Origin of the sequence: Providencia sp. PROV073 (assembly GCF_033688125.1) — a bacterium.
In the GTDB taxonomy this organism is placed as follows: Bacteria; Pseudomonadota; Gammaproteobacteria; order Enterobacterales; family Enterobacteriaceae; genus Providencia; species Providencia hangzhouensis.
Genome location: NZ_CP096353.1, coordinates 2,553,529 through 2,574,654 on the forward strand (window position 1 = coordinate 2,553,529; position 21,126 = coordinate 2,574,654).

Below are 21,126 nucleotides of genomic sequence, written 5' to 3' on the forward strand. Positions count from 1 at the left end.
TTTGGCAGGAAAGAAACCATCGATGCCTATGTTTATATTCTATCGCCAATCATAGTGGTGATTTCACGTAATAAAACGATAAAAATAGCCATCTAAAATAACTCACAATCTTCACGACAAAAGAGCAAAATTCTTTGGAATTTCACTCTTCTTAATGCCTAATTATCAAACTTGTTCACCATTATCAGCAATTAATTGCTCTAGGCTATTTATGGATAGCGGTGATTATCTCTGCGTGAATGATATTGTTGTTTTAACTGCCAGTAACGGTCTGCAACTTTTTCACGGCCGCCGATCCTTGCACCGACTAACCATACCATCGCACCAATAAAAATGCCGAATAAGGAACCATTGGTAATAAGTTCTGAAAGGCCTAAGTTAACAATATGAGAGAATAAGTTGACACCAATACTCCCGATCATCAACACCATTCCGATTCCCATGAAGACATTACCAAGAAGATGAGCGCTTTTCCGTTTCATATATACCTCCAGTACCAGTAAACTGATAAGCAAGCATGTGTAAATAAATTCGGTCATACTTTATATTTATGTAATGATTATAGTGCATTAAGTAAAATTTTTTGCGATAGACATCACAAGGAAGGAAGTTAGCAAGAATATCTGTACAAAAAGTGCTTTTTATCAAAAACCCAGAAAATCCGAATAGTTTATTCGGCAATTATAATCATAGTGACTTTTATCTATCACAATTTTGTACATCCTGTATTTCACAAGGTAAACTAAGGCATTATTTTCATAACTGATAGTGAAATCATCGCCGTGAGCAAAATTAAGTTAATTGTTGGACTTGCCAATCCAGGTGCTGAATATGCACAAACGCGCCATAATGCAGGTGCATGGTATGTTGATTTACTGGCTGAGCGCCATAATCAGCCATTGAAAGAAGAAGCTAAATTTTTTGGTTATACCGCTCGCATTAATATGAATGGTAACGATATCCGTCTGCTGGTTCCAACCACCTTTATGAATCTAAGTGGTAAATCTGTTGCCGCTATAGCTAATTTTTATCGCATCAATCTCGATGAGATCTTAGTCGCCCATGATGAGCTCGATTTACCACCAGGTGTGGCTAAAATGAAGTTAGGTGGCAGTAATGGCGGGCATAATGGGTTGAAAGATATTCAAAGCAAATTCGCCAATAACCCGAATTTTTATCGTTTACGCATTGGTATTGGTCATCCGGGTGATAAAAATAAAGTTGTTGGTTTTGTTTTGGGCAAACCGCCTTTATCTGAACAAAAGCTCATTGATGATGCGATTGATGAAGCAGCTAGGTGCACAGATATTCTCCTGGCTGATGGGATGGACAAAGCCATCAATCGTTTACATGGTTTTAAAGCAACCGCATAAGAGTTCATTTCATCCGAATCAACTTTTTGTGTATAATCAGCGCCAATTTCTAAACATTGGGTGCAGCGTGAGACTGCCCCTTGCTATTAAGGTGAGAAACATATGGGTTTTAAATGCGGTATCGTTGGTCTGCCTAACGTGGGTAAATCCACCCTATTTAATGCATTGACCAAAGCCGGCATCGAAGCAGCCAACTTCCCTTTCTGTACAATTGAACCAAACACGGGTGTTGTGCCAATGCCAGACCCACGTCTTGATCAATTAGCTGAAATTGTGAAGCCACAGCGTATATTACCAACGACTATGGAATTCGTTGATATCGCGGGCTTAGTGAAAGGTGCATCCAAAGGTGAAGGCCTAGGTAACCAATTTTTAACGAATATCCGTGAAACCGAAGCCATTGGCCATGTTGTTCGTTGTTTTGAAAACGACAATATCATTCACGTTGCAGGCCAAGTTGACCCTGCCGCAGATATTGAAGTCATTAATACTGAATTAGCACTTGCTGACCTTGATACTTGTGAGCGCGCTATTCACCGTGTCCAAAAACGTGCAAAAGGCGGCGATAAAGACGCAAAAGCGGAATTAGAAGCATTAGAGAAATGTTTGCCGCACTTAGAGCAAGCAGGCATGTTACGCACATTAGATTTATCTAATGAAGATAAAGCGGCTATCCGCTACTTGAGCTTCTTAACATTAAAGCCAACCATGTACATTGCTAACGTTAATGAAGATGGTTTTGAAAATAACCCGTTCTTAGATGTGGTGTATAAAATCGCAGAAGCTGAAGGCTCTGTGGTTGTTCCTGTCTGCGCAGCGATTGAGTCTGATATCGCAGAACTTGAAGACGAAGAGCGCGATGAATTTATGGCGGATTTAGGTATTGAAGAGCCGGGTCTTAACCGTGTTATTCGTGCTGGATATCAGTTATTAAACCTGCAAACCTATTTTACTGCCGGTGTTAAAGAAGTGCGTGCGTGGACTATCCCTGTTGGTGCAACTGCGCCACAAGCTGCGGGTAAAATCCATACTGACTTCGAAAAAGGCTTTATTCGCGCGCAAACTATTGCATTTGATGACTTTATCCAATACCGTGGCGAACAAGGTGCTAAAGAAGCAGGTAAAATGCGCGCAGAAGGAAAAGATTACATCGTGAAAGACGGCGATGTGCTCAACTTCCTGTTTAATGTGTAAGCCTATATTTTAGATTTGCACCCAACTAAAAAGTATCATTAATCAAAAAAACAGCATAATATTTAATTTATAAATATAATACTATGCTGTTTTCCCTCCTGTTATATCATAAAAACTCACTATTGGTTCTCCTTCTCCTTCTCTTTCTAAATAAATAGAATCTAGCTTACTTTCATAACAATTTGAATTTACAGGCTAACAAAACCAAGTTAAAAAATATCAGACTAATGACCGCCCTAAGTCATATCTTAAAATAAAACATTATGGTAAAAAACGACACATATCCGTACTTGTTTACTACTCTGCAGTAACTCTCTTACTAGATATAAAGTAAGCTAGAAGAGCCCGTAACAAAAAATTTAAGCAGATAGAACCCTATAGTGTCTCGGCTATGGAGGTATAAATATTTAGATAAGTAAGGCTATTGATGTAATGATAAGAAGCCACACATCATCTCTGCTAGCTACTATAATGATTTAATTGTATTTTTTTGTAGATTTTTACTCCAAATGAGAGTATTAATTAATCACTTGATTTTACTGTCTTTTTTCTAAAGTCTTTCGTTTTTCAAATTACATAATCACTCCTTATGTGTGTGTTTTTGATTGAAATCAAGTTATTTTGTTACAATCTAAGAGGATTTATTAAAATTTGTTAATTTCAGATAAAAATACTTTTTTTTATGTCAAACCAAGCCTAATAAACTAACAAGCTAACTTCTAAATTTGATTTTAAAAAAATTGTTAAAAACTTTAAATGTTTATAACTTATTGTTAGATAAGAAAAACAACTGAATTGTAAAAAGTGTAAATATAGCCAATTAAATAGACTCTATTCTTTTTCGTGGTTTGATTTAAAAAATACTACTCATTATAATTGTAAGCACTTAAAGGGAATATATAAGAGCACAACAAATTATAAATTATTAAACTGAGACCTTGTTATTAATTATGAGTAAAGTTAATAGAGTCATATCCAAATATGAAACACAAGATAATCTATTTTCTATTTACTGTGGATTAGTTATAAGAAAAATACGTAAAGAGAATGGTATTTCTGCTTGTGAACTAGCAAAACAAGTAAATGTTTCACAGCAACAAATGTCACGTTATGAACGTGGAATAAATAAAATTAGTATTGATATGTTATTTAATTTAAGCGTAGCACTCGATTGTCCATTTGAAAGAGTCATTAAGCTTATTATTGCTGAAGTTCAAAAATCCCCTTCGGATGATGTAATTTCTTTAAAAAATAAGATATCAGCATCTGATACAATTTATTTTTATTAGTCCATTTAAATATATTTTATTTAAATATTTTTTTATTAAAAAAATGCATATAAATATTTATATGTATATCTATACTTATCGTTTGAGGAAAAAATGAAAAAAATTATTTTAGCAACTATGATTTCTGGTTTAATGAGTACATCTGCTTTAGCTGTTGATGCAGGGAGTGGAACGGTAACATTTTCTGGTTCTATTATTGAAGCGCCATGCTCTATTGCTCCTGGTGAAGAGAATCAAGAAGTTCCATTAGGCCAAGTATCTAATGTGACTTTAGATAACGGTGGTGAATCATCAGCACAACCATTTCAGATTAAATTAGAAGGCTGTAACCTAAAAGGTGATAATCAAGTTGCGGTAACTTTCAAGGGAACTGAAGCGGGGAAAGATACAGGTTATTTACAGATTACAGGTGATGCTACTGGTGCCGCAGTGAAGATCATGAATTCATCGGGTACTCAAATTAAAGTTAACTCTGGCGCAAAACAAAATTATGTTGAAGGGAATAACACATTAAAATTCCAAGCATCATTAATTGGACTTCAGTTAGTTGATGCGCAAAGCAAAGTTATTCCAGTAACACCAGGGAAATTCCAAGCAGTTACTAATTTTACATTAGCATATAATTAAATAAATTTTTATAAGATGCTATCTCACCACGGGGTTGATAGACCTCGTGGTGTATATTTTAATGGTTATAATATGATAACAAAGAAAAAAGAAGTTATTTTATCATTGTGTTTTTTTTTACTATTACCCTTTTTTAAAAATGCTTCTGCAAATAACTCAATGGATCTGATAATGCAAGGTAGCATTATGGATACGGCATGTAGTATTGATACTGGTTCTTATGAACAATCCATTGACATGGGAATTTTACCACTATCATTAATACAGCAAAAAGGACAAGGACAAGCACATGATTTTTTTATTACATTAATTGGTTGCAAACTAACATCTTATACAGGTGAACCATGGAAAACATTTGAAGTTTCATTTGATGGGCCTGTTAATGGGGATTTTTTTTCAGTATCGGGGTCAGCACAAGGTATAGCACTATTATTAACTGATTCGAAAGGCGTACATATTTACCCAGGAAAAAAAACACTACCGAACGATATAAAAGCTGGGAAATATATTTTGAATTATCAGTTAAAAGTTATTTCAGATAAAACACCTTTACGTGCTGGGCAGTATCAAACATCACTGCGTTTTAAACTAGATTATTACTAAATAATAAATAAATTATTGTTAGATTTTAGGAATGTTTTATGTCTTCGTTACCTATTTATACACCAAAATTAAAATGGTTAAGTATTCTTATTGGATTAACAATCAGTTGTGTGACTTTAACTATCAATGCAGATAATCATATTGAATTCAATACTGATGTTTTAGATTTAGAAGACAAAAATAACATTGATTTAAACCAATTCTCTCGTGCGGGTTATATTATGCCCGGAGTTTATAACTTTACGCTTAAAATCAATAACGAACAAATATCTGACATTAGCATCCCCTATTATTCTGGTGAGTATGATCCTGATAATAGTCAGCCTTGTTTATCTCCAGAAATAGTTAAGCTACTCGGGCTTACTTCTGAGTCGCAAAAAAAATTAACATGGTGGCATGAAGGGCAATGCCTTAATGAAAACAGCTTGCCAGGATTATTGCTGCGCGGTGATTTAGCTACGTCATCTCTATATGTCAGTATTCCACAAGCGTACCTAGAGTACACATCAGAAAACTGGGATCCCCCTTCTCGCTGGGACAATGGAATATCAGCATTACTTATTGATTATAATGTGAATGCTAATGCCACTAATTCCTATAATGGAGGAGCAAATTCATCCTCAGTAAATAGTAATGGTGTTGCAGGTATCAATTTAGGTGCTTGGCGGTTTAGAGCTGATTGGCAAAGCCGCTATAACCACACAACAGGAAGCCAAGGACGTGACCAATCTGATTTCACATGGAACCGTTTTTATGCATACCGAGCTCTATCTGAATTAAAGGCTAAACTCGTACTGGGTGAAGACTATTTGGCTTCAAATATTTTTGATGGCTTTAGATTTATTGGTGCAAGCTTGCAATCTGAATTAAGCATGATGCCACCAAACTTGCGTGGATATGCCCCTGAAATAACAGGGATAGCACAAAGTAATGCTACAGTGACGGTCATGCAACAAGGACGGATACTGTATGAAACACAAGTTGCGCCGGGTCCCTTTCGTATCCAAAATTTAAGTGATGCCATAACAGGAACTTTAAATGTTGCCATTAAAGAGCAAGATGGTTCAATTCAAGAGTTTCAAGTTGATACCGCAAATTTGCCATATTTAACAAGACCTGGGCAAGTTCAATATAAATTTGCGCTAGGCCAGCCAACGAATACCGAGCGCCAAAGTGAAGGGGAAAATTTCATTACAGGTGAATTTTCTTGGGGTATTAGTAATGGTTGGTCTTTAATTGGCGGTAGTTTGAATAGCCAAAATTATAATGCGCTATCAATGGGATTTGGGCGGGATTTACTCGCATTCGGTGCACTTTCATTTGATGTTACTCAGTCTATCGCCCGTTTATCCGGTGAAGGGACATTAAGTGGGAGCTCATACAGAGTTAACTATTCTAAACGATTTGAAGAGTTCGATAGCCAGATACAATTTGCAGGTTATCGTTTTTCAGAACGAAGTTATATGAGCATGAGTGATTTCTTAAATACCCAACGAACAGGGCTACGTAATTATGGAAGCAAAGAGCTATACACTATATCTGTAAATAAGAATTTTCAGGATATAGGGTTATCATTATATTTAAATTATAACCATCAGACGTATTGGGATAAAAAAGATAATGATTATTACAGTTTAATGCTATCGAAATATATGGATATCGGTCCAATAAAAAATATGAGTATTAGCTTATCTGCAAATCGTAGTTTTTATAACGGTGTGACCGATGATAGCGCTTATGTATCATTATCTTTCCCACTAAGTAATGGGGCAAATGTTGGTTATTCGATGAATACAAGCCGCTATGATACGACTAATCGTGTTTCTTATTATGACCGATTGGATGATAGAACAAATTATCAGGTAAGTGCAGGTGCAAATCGAAAAGGAGGAACCGCAAGTGCTTTTATTTCACATCAAGGGGACAATGCTCGTTGGTCAGCCAATGCGAATCATATAAATAACCAATATAGTGCTTTTGGCCTTTCCACTTCAGGTGGCTTGACCTTAACAGGGAAAGGTACGGTTGCACATAGAATAAATAATCTCGGGGGAGCACGTATATTAGTTGATACTGATGATGTTCCAAATATTACGATTCGTGGTATTGGTGTTCCTGTTGAATCAAACCGATTTGGGAAAGCAGTTATTTCAGATGTCAGTAGCTACTATCGAAATAAAGCGCAAATTGATTTAAATAAGCTACCTGATGATATTGATGCCCAACAATCTGTTATTCAAGCAACATTAACTGAAGGTGCTGTTGGATATCGTTCATTTTCGGTTATTTCAGGTCAGAAAATTATGGCTGTTATCGTACTTACTGATGGTACTCATCCACCATTAGGAGCTCAAGTAACAAATCATAAAAAGCAAAACGTTGGGATTGTAGGTGATTTAGGTAATACTTATATAAGCGGTGTCCATCCTTCAGAAATAATGAATGTTACATGGGGTAAAAATATGTCATGTGAAATAATTTTTCCCTCTGAATTAATGAATCGAGAAATTCAAGATAATTTATTACTTCCATGCAACGAGGTAGTAAAAGCAATAGTCAAATGATTATTTAGTTTAAATAGATAAAAGTAATATGAAAGGTAATAACCAAATGAATATCAAAAAGACATTAATGAGTATTTTTTTAGGGCCTTTAACCCTAAGTGCTTTTTCAGAGGCTGCGGTATCATTAGATAGAACAAGAGTCATCTTTGATGGAGAGAACAAGTCAATCTCTTTAAATATTAATAATAATAATAAGCAACTTCCTTATCTTGCTCAAGGTTGGATTGAAAATGAAGAAAGTAAAAAAATAACATCACCATTAATTGTATTACCACCAGTTCAACGATTAGAACCAGGAAAATCTAGTCAAATGAAAATTGAAGCTCTACCCGATGTAAAAAACTTACCTCAGGATAGAGAGTCTTTATTCTATTTTAATATGCGAGAGATTCCACCTAAGAGTGATAAACCAAATACTTTACAGATTGCATTACAAACAAAAATAAAATTATTTTATCGTCCAGAAGCAATTGCACCACAGCAAAACAGTGCGCCATGGCAAGAAAAAATGCAGCTTGAAAAGAAAGGAAATCTTGTTTTTGCCAAAAACCCAACGCCTTATTACATCACAATAATTAATGCAGGGGCCCATGCAAATACGGATGCGAAAGAATTTAATCCAATTATGATTGCGCCCTTTAGTGAGATCAATATTGGAATGACAAATGAGCAATTAGGTAATACCCCCGTGATTACTTATATTAATGATTATGGTGGTCGCCCCAAATTAACCTTTGATTGTAAAAATACAATCTGCTCTGTTATTACAAAAAATTTATTAAATAAATAGTAAAGGAATATAAAGCTAAATGGGGACATATTTATGAGCTCAAAAATATATCGTTGGTTACGTTCAAAATATATGGTCATTTCACTTTGCTTAGCCACAGTATTGCCGGCAATTGCTGACAATAATAATCTGTTCAGGCCTACAGATGGTTGGGAGGTTGATGGCCAGCATGGGGTTATCCATGTTTCAGGCTCTTTAACTGAAAACCCATGCGAATTAGCTATGAAATCTAGTAACCAATCCGTTTCGCTAGGAAATTTATCATTTAGTGATCTAAATTCTTCTGAGCAAGTGATGCAACCTATTCCATTCCAAATTGAGTTGTTAAATTGCTTGCAAGTTCAAACTGAACTTCAAAATTTCCAAACTGGAAAAACAGTATGGAGTAGCACACAGCCTGCGGTCAAAATCAAATTTTTAGCGGCAAGTGAACCTGAACATTCAAATATTATTCGAGTCAACGGGGCATACGGCTTTGGGTTGCAAGTAGCAAATTCAGCAGGAGAAATATTACCAATAGGTAAAGAAAGTAACCCAACGTTAATTGCATCGGGCCAAAATAGCCTAATTTATTATGTCTCAGCTATAAGAACGTCCGGTCCACTCATACCTGGTACTTTTTCTGCTTTAATTGCTTTTGAAATGCTATATGATTAACGTCATAGCATCACGATAATAATTTATAAAATTGATAGGTAATAGCGTAATGCTAAAAAGTAAAAATATTTATTTTTTTAAAATAATGATGCTAGCTTTACTATTTATAATTAATAATAAAACTAGTGCAAGTCCATTAAATCCTAACAGTATATACACCACAAGTAAGTTACATAATCTTATTAATGATGCATACTATACTATACCAAAAACGTTAGGCCCTTATTTTTTATATATTCCAGATGAGATAAAAAACAGCACGAATACTGAGTGTAATATTACAGTTATTGCGACTGGACGCTCATCGACAGGCTCTATAACCTCTATGGCAACACCAAGTATTTCTCTACTAGTTGGATTTAGTAGTATATATAATGTAGGTGTTGTTAAATACTATTCAGTCACACGAAACACACCTAAGCACTGTAGTGAAGTATTACCCGACTTCGGCGTTAAGTTTGGGCAGTTTGATGTTAGATATATAAATTTCTTCGATTACCATGCATCAGCAACAGGTTATGCTGATACATGCTTACAAATAATTGTGAATGGAAAAGATGTAGGAACAACCTGTTCAGTTAATGTCCCTGAGATCCCAGTATTGCCTTCTTGCAATGTATCTATGCCATTGACGATATCTCATGGCAATGTCAACTCAAATAATATAAATGGAAATATAGCAAAAATTAATGGGGATATATCGTGTACTGGCGATATGAGTGCCACATTTCAATTTTTACCTGAAAATGAAGTTGATTTATTACATAGTGTAAAAAGTCAATTAGATGTATGTGTCTCAGGAAAATGTATGTTGAATAATTTAGTTCAAGCGGATATTAAAAAAAATACAAACTTAACCTTTTCCGTTAGTTCAACTCTATCTTCATTAGGAAATCCCGAGCCAGGTTCGAGGGTAGGAAATGCTATTTTATCTATTGTAATTAATTAAAAAATTAAATCTAAGTTACTTGAAATTAATTTATTTGATTTATCGATTGGAGTATAAATCATTATGATATTTTTAACTCAAATAATAAAAAAAAGAACACTTTTACTATTTGTAATTCTCACTAACATACTGATTATTTTTTTTAGTAGCTTTTGCCTTGCCGAAACCTATACATTAACAATTAAAGTGGATGTTATTGAAAGCACTTGTGATGTGTATGGTGAAAATGGCCCTGGACAACCTATTGAAGTCTCATTTGGTGAAATAAATCTACACGGATTTACCAGTGAACGTTATACAAAAAACATTGACTATCATTTGGATTGCGGAAGTAAATCATCCAGTAATCCAAATCTTAAATTAAAGCTTGAAAGCTCTAGTGCAAGCTTTAATACGAATTTGCTTGAAACATCTAACCCTAATTTAGGACTAAAAATTCAAGCAGATAATACGCCTTTATTACCTAATGAATATCGTAATTTTACTTACTATGCACAGCCAGTATTAACGGTGTCCCCAGTTTTTCATGAAGGGAAAGAAATTGAACTAGGTTTATTTACCGCTTCTGGAATATTGAAAGTGGAATATCAGTAATAGTTTGTTTAGCTTTCAAATGATTATGCACGGTCGAAATTTTTATCGTGAAGGTAAGGTTTATCTACATCATCCCAAGCCAATCAAGTCAGCTTCACCTATAACGCTCTTTGGCATATTATCCAAAAAAGGGAAATACGACTTTATGTCACTTTATAGTAGTCATTGAGAAGTAAATTTATTGTATGAAATTATTTAACTTTAATAAAAGTACGCTATTTTATTTGATGGATTTAATTAAATGAATATACCGCGAGTACAAAATAAACCATTAAATATAAAAATACTATAAATCAATAAAGCAAAATAACGGTTTAATATATAACACCACAACTTAATGTTAGATCGTTCTAAGTACCGTAAGATTATTGAAACAGCATAAAGTTTGGGTGGTTGCCTTGATTTTATGCTGTTTTTCTATTATTACCTTATCGCAAGGCTAATTTGCGTTCCTATCTTCTATAATCATCGCTGCTGCGCGTTCTGCAATCATGATCGTTGGGGCATTTGTGTTTCCACTTGGAATTTCAGGCATCACAGAACAGTCCACGACACGTAAGTTTTCAATACCATGTACACGTAACCGCAAGTCAGTCACTGATGTTGTAGTATCCGTTCCCATACGGCAAGTTCCCACAGGATGGTAAACCGTTTTACAAAAATTTCGGACAAACTCTTCAAGTTGAGCTTCATCATGGCGCACCGACGCTGGCGGCATTAGAACTTCTTTGCTTAATACTTGTAATGAAGGGCAATCCAATACTTCCAGTCCAAATTTAACTGCCCGTTTGCAACCTTCCATATCTTCAGGTGACGCAAGATAATTAGCATGTATCTTTAGTGGTGCTTGTGGGTCTGCGCTGCGCAATAAAACTTCACCACGGGACTTAGGTTGCAGGTACCCGACCTTTAAAGAAAAGCCGTGGGCGGCGGGTAGAGGTTCGCCAGGAACATCATCCCAACTATCTAAAATAGGTAAAAAATGAATTTGTACATCAGGACGACCTTGGCTGCAACTGTCTTTAAATGCAGCGCCTTCTAAAACGTTAGAGGTGAGCAGTCCACTGCGAAATGCTATCCACTCTACCCCGTGTTTAATCGCATTTAGACCTTGGTCTGCGCCGAATAAGCTAATTGGTTGCTTAGTCGTGACGTTAATTGACATATGTAGGTGGTCATGAAAATTTTGGCCAACAGGCAGATTCACATGAGTATCAATCCCCAACGAAGATAGGTGCTCCTCTGGCCCGATTCCTGACAGCATCAATAATTTTGCAGAGCCCATCGCACCAGAACAAACCAATACTTCGCAACTAGCGAATGCCTCAACTTCATGGCCATTTTTCCCTTGATAAGCAACACCAATAGCGCGGCCATCGCGAATTATAATACGGTTCACTTGAGTGCCAAGCTTTAATGTCAACTTATCATTCTTTTCCACTGATTTTAAATAGGTTCTTGATGTACTGGCTCTTTCTCCATTATGCGTTGTCGTCTGGTAAAAGCTTGTTCCTTGCTGGCTTTCTCCATTAAGATCATTGAGATAAGGAAGACCATGCTCTTGTGCTGCACGAATAAATGCCATTGATAATGGGTGCCGATATCTATTTTCACTGACAGGAAGTGGGCCTTCTGTTCCATGATGTTCCCCTGTCAGGCTTTCATTGTTCTCTGCTTTTTTAAACCATGGCAATACATCCGCATATCCCCAACCTTCACAACCATAGTTTAGAGCCCAATTATCATAATCTTGTTTCTGTCCTCGGATATAAATCATTCCATTGACAGAACTACTTCCCCCCAATACTTTCCCTTGGGCAATTTGCATTTTACGGTTATTAGCATGAGGCTCTGGCTCAGTTTCATAAGGCCAGCTTTTTTGGGCGATAATTTTAGCTACACCTGCAGGCATACGAATAAACAAATGGTTATCGCTATCGCCCGCTTCGATAAGTAATACTCTAGATTGCGTTTCTTGGATCAACCGAGCAGCAAGAACACAACCGGCAGAACCCGCACCTACAATAATATAATCATATTTTACTGCGCTCATTTGTCACCCCGCCAAATAAAATAAACAATTTATTTTCATTTGCTTAACAATAGCGCCTTTAATTCATTAATGTATGAACAATATTCCGCATATGTGATTTAAATCAAAAATAATTTCTTATGTAATTATTTTATAATCTCAATAGATTCTGTTTATTAAAGAAAATTTTTAATTAAGATAAATATTTAAACCTTAGCAATATTCATTAATAAATGAATATTTTTGGGCGGTTTAATGCAAGACTTAGCAATACAGGACTAACTGCCTCATCTTGCCCTATTGGCCTTTAATATAGTTAACGCCAAATCATGCCATGCTTTGGCACGACGGCTTTGGTGGTGGTTTTTTACTGTCGCTAAAGCAATATCGTAAGCCAATATTGGCTCAATAACTGGAATAACGGATAATCCCACTGAACTGGTATTCTGCCACATACTATCTGGCAGTAGCGTTACCCCTACCCCGGCTCTTACCATGGCAGTTACCAAATCTAAATGGCTACTGCGTCCGGAAATAGTGGGCTTTTTGCCATAAACACCGCAAGCACTGACAACCAGTTCATTAATTAGAAAATCATCAGAAAAGAAAATAAAAGGCTCATCGACTATTTCACTAAATTTAACAAATTCACGGATCGCGAGTGGATGTTGTTTGCTGACTAATAGCATTAATCGGTCCGTTGAAAAGGGGTGTACTTCAAAGCGGTCATCAGCAAAAGGTAACATCACCGCGGCAGTTTCAACTTCACCATTTAACATTGCCTCACGCATTTTTCGGGTACCTAACTCAAGAATTTTCAGTTCCACCTGTGGGTAACGTTGGCTAAAAGCCATAATAATGTCAGCAAAATAGGTCGATGCTATCACGGGAGGTAGCCCAACAGGTAGCACACCAGATATAGGACCCGACCTTTCCTGTAACGCTTTCTTCATACAGCTAAACTGTGAAAGAATTTGCTTCGCATGAGCCAATAAAATGTCCCCTTCCTCCGTTAATTTAACGCCATCGACTTCCCTAATCAGCAAGGTATAACCAAGCTCATCTTCTAATTTTTTAATACTGCGGCTAATCGCCGGTTGCGTTACAAATAAACTTTCTGCCGCACGACTAAAACCATTGAGCTGTACGACTTCAACAAAATAACGTAATGAACGAATGTCCATTCCACCCCCTATGATTTTTAGTTATAGATAGAATGAGTTTAAGTGATTTCCTTTAAAGCACAATAAACGATAAAAATAATTCAATTTAGAATTATTAGCTAAGCAATTAATGGAGATCAGCATGATGAATAAGACGGTTATCGAATACGTATTGGACAGACTTTACCAAATCGGTATTCACGATATTTTTGGTGTTGCTGGTGACTACGCATTCCCTATTGAAGATGCAGTATGTGAAAGTGAAAATATGCGCTGGATTGGCAACTGCAATGAACTTAATGCTTCATATGCTGCAGATGGCTACGCCCGCGTGAAAGGTGCAGCGGCATTATCGACGACTTTTGGTGTCGGCGAACTTAGTGCTTTAAATGGTATTGCAGGCGCTTATGCCGAACATCTTCCCATTTTTCACCTTGTTGGTATGCCAGCAAGTGGGGTTCAAAAAAACCACCGTTTAGTTCACCACACTCTAGGAAATGGTGATTTCGATGTATTTTATCAAATGAGCCAACACTTAAGCTGTGCTCACGCTATTTTAACGCCTGAAAACTGTATTGCCGAGACAGAGCGCTTAATTACAAGCGCTTTACAAAAATCTCGACCCGTTTATTTAGGTTTCCCTTCTGACTACGCTGTTATGCCAGTTAAAGCAGATAAAACATCTGAAACTATCACTATAAATAAAAGTCATAGCAGGACATTATCAGCTGCCGTTACAGCTATTGTCGAAAAGCTCACATCGAGTACAAAAGCCTGCATTATTCCTGGAATTTTAACAGCACGTTTCGGCTTAACGACTGATGTTGAGGCTATTATTCAGAAAACTGGCCTACCCTATGCCACTATGTTTATGGATAAAGGGGTCTTAAGCGAATCTAACTCTCGATATATGGGGATTTATAACGGAAAACTAATGAATCCTGAAGTGAGAGAATTTGTCGAGAGTTGTGACTGTGTTATGGGGATCGGTGCAGTATTAACGGACTTCAACTCCGGCAGCTTCACGGCAGCTATTGCCCCTGAAAGCTGTATTAACATTCTTTCTGACCACGTGAAAGTGGGCTCTGCTATCTATCCAAATGTATTGATGAAAGATGTGTTACATAAATTAAAAGAACTTGTGCCCTCACTGAACCATGTTGGGATCAAAGCCCAAGATTTAGGATCTCCACAACAAGGTGAAAATGGCCAAATTACTGCCTCATATTTGTACCCTCGCCTAGAAAAAATGTTCCGTAAGAACGATATTATTATTGCAGAAACGGGAACTGCATCCATGGGGTTAGGTTTTGCTTTATTACCTGAAAATGCACAGTTTCATAACCAAACCTTGTGGGGCTCTATCGGTTGGGCCACTCCTGCTGCATTTGGTGCAGCAATAGCTGAGCCACACAAACGGGTGATTTTAGTAACTGGAGAAGGTTCTCACCAACTCACTGCCCAAGAGATTAGCCAGTTTGCCCGTTTTGGCTTAAAACCCATTATTTTTGTCCTAAATAATGACGGCTATTTAATTGAGCGGCTTTTGTGTAAAAACCCTGAAGCCTATTACAACGACTTACCCCAGTGGAATTATGCACAGCTTCCCGCGGCATTAGGCTGTAAAGATTGGTATTGTCAGCGTGTTACCAACTGTATTGAATTAGACAATGCGATTAAACAAGCCGAGCTATCGAACCATGCGGCCTATATCGAAGTGATCATGGATAGATATGCGGCATCTGAGCTTGCTGAAAAGCTTGGTAAATCAGTAGCATCTTTATATTCATTTTAAATTGACAAATTATGGCAGCCATAGCGCTGCCAATGTATTTATGATTCAAATACCAGCCCTACATCGTCCCGTGATTGATGCAATATTTTTGAAACAATTAATGCTAATTCAAGCAATTCATTACATTTAGCATGGCTTTTAGTGCCAATTTGCTCACGAAAGAATGCAAACTCATAGACCATATGATTGATTGTTGTATCCCGAGATACGCTGGATATTTCCCCGTCAATGCAAACCTCGACTGACTGGCAAAGACTTGGAGCCCCCTTGATACAAATATACCCTTTGGTACCTTGAATAATAAAGTAACCAGGGCTCGCCGAATCTTTCGCTCCCACGCACGATGCAACTGAACGCCCAAAATGGGCGGTTAATATCCCTGATGTATCAATTCCATTAAACCCTTTATTACAAATATAATGGCTACTATCGGGTGCTCCCATCAAGGCCGATAACAAATAAATGTTATATAGATTAATATCATAGAGTGCACCGCCTGCTTGCTGTGGGTCAAAAGCGGCATGAATACGGCCTTGTAAATAGTCATTGTATCGACTTGAATATTGGGAGTAATTACCGTGAATCACTTTGATTTCACCAATTTTATCAATATGTTGTTTGATAAAATGAAATTCAGGAGTATGAATAGACGTAATGGCTTCAAACAAAAAAAGCCCTCTAGTCTGTGAAATGGAAATTAACACCTGCAATTGTTGCCAATTTGGTGTAAACGGTTTTTCGCATACCACATGTTTGTCGGCCATCAATGCATCAAAGGTATACTGAAAGTGCAAATGATTTGGCAAACCTATGTATATCACCTCAACATCAGGGTCTTGCAGGAGTTCTTGATAATCAGTATACAACTTTGCTATACCAAATTGTTGGCAAATAACCTGCCCCTTTTCAATACTTTCCGCCCGAACACACAGTGCAACTAGCTCTATCCCCTGCACCTGTATTAAAGCATCAAGAGCCGACATGATTATTTTTCCAGAACCAACTAGGGCGAGTTTCATCTCTGTTATCCATTAAAGAAAGTGAATTTCATTCTGCCATAAGGCTCATTATTTAAGAAATGCCTTCGATGCTTTTTTGATAACCTCTGCCATTTCCGAATTTTCCCCTTAAAAAATCAATAAAAGTGACGCATTTTTTCGCTGAAGGTTCTTTTATTTATTGCTGGTGTACGAATCAATTTCACTAGGTGAACCAAATAACCGCCATAAATGACGATTAGCTTCCCATTTACAATCATTTCTATTCGCGTTGTCATCAAAATTTTCTTATTTTAGATTTCCTATAACCAATTGTTTTATATTAAAAATACTTCACTTTCATTTTTATCACTGAAAAATACCTTTTTAAAACCCTAACTCACCTCACAATTTATTAACAACTCTCTTGAATCATTTTTTATTATTCTCCATGCTAATTTTATTAAATAAACCAATGGTTTACTGCATGAACCAGTCGAGGTTGATATGAAAGAAAATATTGTCACTGCCGTTGATGATGCTTTATTGTTATTGATGCTATTAGGTGAAAAAAACAATCTTGGGTTAAGTGAACTTGCACGCTTATCTGGCATGAATAAATCCAAGGTATACCGCTTATTATGCACACTGGAAAATCGCCATTTCGTACAAAAAAACGAAAATCCGGTTACTTATCATTTAGGCCATCAATTATTAAGCTTGGGGAATTGCGCTCGCCAACAAATTAACTATATCCAAGTCGCAGAAGTTGAAGCAGAGCAACTACGTCAACGTTTTGATGAAAATATTCAAATGCGTATACGTGACAACGATGAAATTTTACAAGTTCTTCATAAGCCATCAGGACAATCACTTCAAGTGCGCAGTGAAGCTGGTAATCGCCGACCGTTAGGATCTGGGGCTTCAGGCAGAGTGCTATTGGCTTACTCACCTAAAGATGTTCAAGCACATTTTATTGAAAAGAACCCCTCTATTGAAAAATCTATTGTAACCATACGCTCACAAGGTTTTGCAATTACCCGGGGTGAATTAACCGCAGGTATTGGTGCGATCGCCGCACCTATCTTTTCACAACATGGGGAATGCATTGCTTCACTGAGTATTAGCTTACCTCTAAGCCGTTTTTCTGATGAAAAAGAACAAGATATGACTGAACAACTGCTTCTGTCTGCTTTACGTATATCGAGGCAGCTCGGTTACGACTCATAATTAATACAATAAAAGAGACAACATCATGCAACCAACAAACAGCACAATACAAAGCCCATCTTCACCACCAGGCTGGCAAATGAACCCGGTTTTAGTAATGTTAACTATAGTTATCATTGCCTTTTTAATGACTTATTTTGTTAATTCAGGCCAATATGAGCGTGATGGCAAGAAAGTTATTCCTGATTCTTACCAAACTATCACTAAAGACATTACGTTAGAGCAATTATTAGGCACTGAGAAATCGGAGGAAGGTACTGCCGCTCCTGTCAGTTTGCCTCAACTATTTAAAGCGATCCCCGAAGGAATTGTTAAGCAATCGCCACTTATATATATGGTGCTATTCATCGGAGGAATGTTTGGTATTCTCAATAAAACAGGGGCTATAGAATCAGGGCTAGAGCGATTGCTCCATGTTACCCGAGGCAATATCTACTTGTTAATCCCTTTCTTAATGATTGTATTTTCTATGGGAAGTACCTTTATGGGGTTGGCCAAAGAGTATCTTTTGGTTATTCCCATGGTTATAGCCTTAGTGAAACGCGTTGGGTTGAATGAACTTATTGGGCTTGCCATTGTAGCTATTGCGGTTAAGGTAGGATACCTCGCCTCCATCACCAACCCATATGCACTTTCTATCGCACAACCGCTTGTTGGTTTACCCGTGTTTAGTGGTTTAAGTATGCGAATTGCGGCGTACCTTATTTTTATTACACTCGGTATTTTATTCGTTTTCTATAGCATTCGTAAAACGACACTCACAAACTATGTGGTTGAAGAACATAATCAAACCACACAATTAACCCATCGCCATAAACTTATGTTAATTGTCTTAGCTATCGGTGTTGCATTTTTAGTCTATGCCTCTAATCGCTGGCATTGGAAAAATAATGATTTATCTGCTTACTATTTATTCTTAAGTGTCATTTTAACTTGTTGTAGTGGTTTGACCGCAAGTGCCGCCGCTAATGCATTTGTCAGTGGAATGAAAAAAGTCCTCATCGCAGGGGTGTTAATTGGGTTAGCGACTGCTGTCGAAATTATTCTTTCTCAAGGTAAAATTCTTGATACCATTATTCATCAATTAGTTGGGCTTGTCGGTAATCACGGTCCTTATGTTTCATCATATAGCATGTTTATTTCCCAACTATTATTAGACATTGCTATTCCATCTACTTCTGGGCAAGCCGCTGTCACAATGCCAATTTTAGGCCCCGTTGGTGAAATTTCTGGTGTTTCCCCTCAAACAACGGTTTTTGCATTTTTAATGGGTAATGGGCTAACCAATATGATCACACCAACATCTAGTGGGTTATTGATCTTTTTAGCTACAGCCGGTGTCAGTTGGACCACCTGGGCAAAATATATTTTACCGCTTTTTATCATTTTTATGGCAATCAGCATTGGTTTACTGAGCGTCGCCGTTACCATAGGGTATTAGTAAGATGGATATGAAGAATTACCGAATAGAAATGCGTGATGGAATAATGCTATCAACCGATATTTACTTTCCACAAACTCAATCAACTGCATCTTTTCCCGTTATTATAGAGCGAACCCCCTATGATAAAACCGCACCTTCTCGTTCGGAAAAAACGGTATCAGGCCAGCAAATAACACGCCAAGAAATGGCGAAATACTTCAATAAACATGGTTTTATTGTCGTGTATCAGGATTGCCGTGGACGTTATGAGTCCGAAGGAAAGTTCACAAAATATATTAATGAAGCTGAAGATGGTTTTGATACATTACAATGGATTATGGAACAACCCTGGTGTAATGGCAAAATAGGCTCAATGGGTCTCTCTTATGCCGCTCATACACAATTAGCGATGGCGTGTTTAAATCCACCAGGTTTACAGACGATGGTGCTGGATTCTGGCGGTTTTGCCAACGCCTACCAATGCGGGATCCGTCAAGGGGGGGCTTTTGAACTCAAACAAGCCACTTGGGCGTTTAAGCAAGCTAAACTAAGCCCACTCGCCCAACAATCTCCCGAAATTTTAGCCGCACTCGAACAAGAAAATATCCATGAATGGTTTACGACAATGCCATGGCATCAAGGACAAACATTGCTTAAACATGTTCCTGAATATGAATCATATTTATTTGAGCAATGGGAAGAAGAGTGTTTTTCCGATTATTGGCAGAAAATAGGCATTTATGCCGAAGGCTATTATGACCAAATACCGGATATCCCAGTGTTATTTATGTCTAGCTGGTACGATGCCTATGTCAGTTCAACATTAGATAACTACTATGCATTTGTTACCAAAAAACAATCACCGCAAAAATTGATCATGGGGCCTTGGCTACATGGTGACCGTAATATCACGCATAGTGGCGACGCAGAGTTTGGTGATATCGCAGCATTTGACCACAATGTTAGTGAAAGTTGGTTATCTTGCCGTTTAAACTGGTTTGAAACTCACTTAAAGGATAAGAGCGCCAAAAACCATCGTGACGAAGTAACAATATTCATGATGGGTGGTGGAAGTGGTAAACGCAACCAACAAGGACGTATAGAGCATGGGGGAAAATGGCTTAGCCACCATCAGTGGCCTTTGCCAAATACTGAGAAAACTGCGTATTATCTGTGGCCAGATAACAAATTACATCATCAGCCCTACACTAAAACAACCACAATATCCTATTGTTATGACCCTAAGCACCCAGTGCCTACCATTGGCGGTGCCTTAACCTCAGGTCAGCCTATATTTTGGGGTGGGGCTTTCAATCAATGTGAATTACCAAAGTTTTTTGGTAGTAAGCAAAATAACTTACCCCTTTCTGCCCGCTGTGATGTATTAGTATTCGAAACCGAAGAATTACAAGCAGATGTCTGTTTAGCAGGTGAAATTGAAGTGTCGCTTTGGATAAGCAGTGATGCATTAGATACAGATTTCACTGCAAAACTTATTGATGTTTATCCTCCCAGTGCCGATTACCCTCAAGGCTATGCCATGAATATTACTGATGGCATCATCCGTTGTCGTTTTCGGCATGGTTATGAACGGAAGGAATTATTAACCCCAAATGAAATTGTCGAAGTAAAAATTAAGCTGTTTGCCTGTGCAAATCGTTTCGCAAAAGGACATCGTATCCGATTAGATATTTCTAGTAGCAATTTCCCTAAATATGACTTCAATACAAATACAGGTAAAACTATCGCGGGTGATAGAACCTGGAAAATAGCTTGTAATAGCCTACATATTTCTAGCGAATACCCGTCAAAAATCATTTTGCCCGTGCTCAACGAAACTTAAAAATAATATAATTAACCAATAAA

The 21,126-nt window shown here is 37.2% G+C and carries 18 protein-coding genes; 14 read left to right on the plus strand and 4 right to left on the minus strand.

Annotation, left to right across the window (positions count from 1 at the left end; translation table 11 throughout):
* Positions 1–209 precede the first annotated feature (209 nt).
* Positions 210–482 (minus strand): stress-induced protein YchH, encoded by a 273-nt coding sequence (gene ychH, locus M1F17_RS11550; protein WP_004910602.1) that lies wholly within the window; start codon positions 480–482, stop codon positions 210–212.
* A 300-nt stretch (positions 483–782) separates the two neighbouring features.
* On the opposite strand from ychH, the gene pth reads away from it, so the two are divergent.
* From pth to M1F17_RS11600, 10 genes are all read left to right on the plus strand, one after another.
* A complete protein-coding gene (pth, locus tag M1F17_RS11555) occupies positions 783–1,373 on the plus strand; it encodes an aminoacyl-tRNA hydrolase (protein WP_110591647.1) in 591 nt (196 codons plus the stop codon).
* Positions 1,374–1,475: 102 nt separating this feature from the next.
* Positions 1,476–2,567 carry a redox-regulated ATPase YchF gene (gene ychF / locus M1F17_RS11560; protein WP_094962511.1) on the plus strand — a complete coding sequence of 364 codons (1,092 nt, stop codon included), beginning with the start codon at positions 1,476–1,478 and terminating at the stop codon, positions 2,565–2,567.
* Between the two features lie 950 nt (positions 2,568–3,517).
* Positions 3,518–3,856, plus strand: coding sequence for a helix-turn-helix domain-containing protein (locus M1F17_RS11565; RefSeq protein WP_004264112.1), 339 nt, complete (start codon positions 3,518–3,520; stop codon positions 3,854–3,856).
* Positions 3,857–3,949: 93 nt separating this feature from the next.
* Positions 3,950–4,483, plus strand: coding sequence for a fimbrial protein (locus M1F17_RS11570; protein WP_094962509.1), 534 nt, complete (start codon positions 3,950–3,952; stop codon positions 4,481–4,483).
* A 72-nt stretch (positions 4,484–4,555) separates the two neighbouring features.
* On the plus strand, positions 4,556–5,086 hold the full coding sequence (locus tag M1F17_RS11575; RefSeq protein WP_232058930.1) for a fimbrial protein: 531 nt from the start codon (positions 4,556–4,558) through the stop codon (positions 5,084–5,086).
* A gap of 38 nt (positions 5,087–5,124) precedes the next feature.
* Positions 5,125–7,650: an outer membrane usher protein gene (locus tag M1F17_RS11580; RefSeq protein ID WP_164455706.1), complete on the plus strand. Its 2,526-nt coding sequence runs from the start codon at positions 5,125–5,127 to the stop codon at positions 7,648–7,650.
* A gap of 28 nt (positions 7,651–7,678) precedes the next feature.
* A complete protein-coding gene (locus M1F17_RS11585; protein WP_136135199.1) occupies positions 7,679–8,440 on the plus strand; it encodes a fimbria/pilus periplasmic chaperone in 762 nt (253 codons plus the stop codon).
* 33 nt (positions 8,441–8,473) lie between these two features.
* A complete protein-coding gene (locus M1F17_RS11590; RefSeq protein ID WP_262960828.1) occupies positions 8,474–9,097 on the plus strand; it encodes a fimbrial protein in 624 nt (207 codons plus the stop codon).
* A 49-nt stretch (positions 9,098–9,146) separates the two neighbouring features.
* Positions 9,147–10,046: a hypothetical protein gene (locus M1F17_RS11595; RefSeq protein WP_318836991.1), complete on the plus strand. Its 900-nt coding sequence runs from the start codon at positions 9,147–9,149 to the stop codon at positions 10,044–10,046.
* Between the two features lie 63 nt (positions 10,047–10,109).
* Positions 10,110–10,640, plus strand: coding sequence for a fimbrial protein (locus M1F17_RS11600; RefSeq protein ID WP_112307004.1), 531 nt, complete (start codon positions 10,110–10,112; stop codon positions 10,638–10,640).
* Between the two features lie 439 nt (positions 10,641–11,079).
* On the opposite strand, the gene M1F17_RS11605 is transcribed toward M1F17_RS11600, so the two are convergent.
* Together M1F17_RS11605 and M1F17_RS11610 are read right to left on the minus strand one after the other, a co-directional pair.
* Positions 11,080–12,693, minus strand: coding sequence for a GMC family oxidoreductase (locus M1F17_RS11605; RefSeq protein WP_094962502.1), 1,614 nt, complete (start codon positions 12,691–12,693; stop codon positions 11,080–11,082).
* Positions 12,694–12,959: 266 nt separating this feature from the next.
* Positions 12,960–13,856 carry a LysR family transcriptional regulator gene (locus M1F17_RS11610; RefSeq protein WP_094962501.1) on the minus strand — a complete coding sequence of 299 codons (897 nt, stop codon included), beginning with the start codon at positions 13,854–13,856 and terminating at the stop codon, positions 12,960–12,962.
* Between the two features lie 124 nt (positions 13,857–13,980).
* Between M1F17_RS11610 and M1F17_RS11615 the strand changes: the two genes are divergently transcribed.
* On the plus strand, positions 13,981–15,630 hold the full coding sequence (locus M1F17_RS11615) for an alpha-keto acid decarboxylase family protein (RefSeq protein WP_094962530.1): 1,650 nt from the start codon (positions 13,981–13,983) through the stop codon (positions 15,628–15,630).
* 38 nt (positions 15,631–15,668) lie between these two features.
* On the opposite strand, the gene M1F17_RS11620 is transcribed toward M1F17_RS11615, so the two are convergent.
* A complete protein-coding gene (locus M1F17_RS11620) occupies positions 15,669–16,649 on the minus strand; it encodes a Gfo/Idh/MocA family protein (RefSeq protein ID WP_094962500.1) in 981 nt (326 codons plus the stop codon).
* A 465-nt stretch (positions 16,650–17,114) separates the two neighbouring features.
* Here M1F17_RS11620 and M1F17_RS11625 point away from each other — a divergent pair, with 465 nt between their 5' ends.
* Genes M1F17_RS11625 through M1F17_RS11635 form a run of 3 tightly spaced genes read left to right on the plus strand, consistent with a single transcriptional unit; the run spans position 17,115 to position 21,103 of the window.
* Complete coding sequence (locus M1F17_RS11625) at positions 17,115–17,837, plus strand: IclR family transcriptional regulator (protein ID WP_004264067.1); 723 nt, start codon at positions 17,115–17,117, stop codon at positions 17,835–17,837.
* Between the two features lie 25 nt (positions 17,838–17,862).
* Complete coding sequence (locus M1F17_RS11630) at positions 17,863–19,278, plus strand: YfcC family protein (protein WP_050763789.1); 1,416 nt, start codon at positions 17,863–17,865, stop codon at positions 19,276–19,278.
* A 4-nt stretch (positions 19,279–19,282) separates the two neighbouring features.
* A complete protein-coding gene (locus M1F17_RS11635; RefSeq protein ID WP_172412278.1) occupies positions 19,283–21,103 on the plus strand; it encodes a CocE/NonD family hydrolase in 1,821 nt (606 codons plus the stop codon).
* Positions 21,104–21,126: the final 23 nt, after the last annotated feature.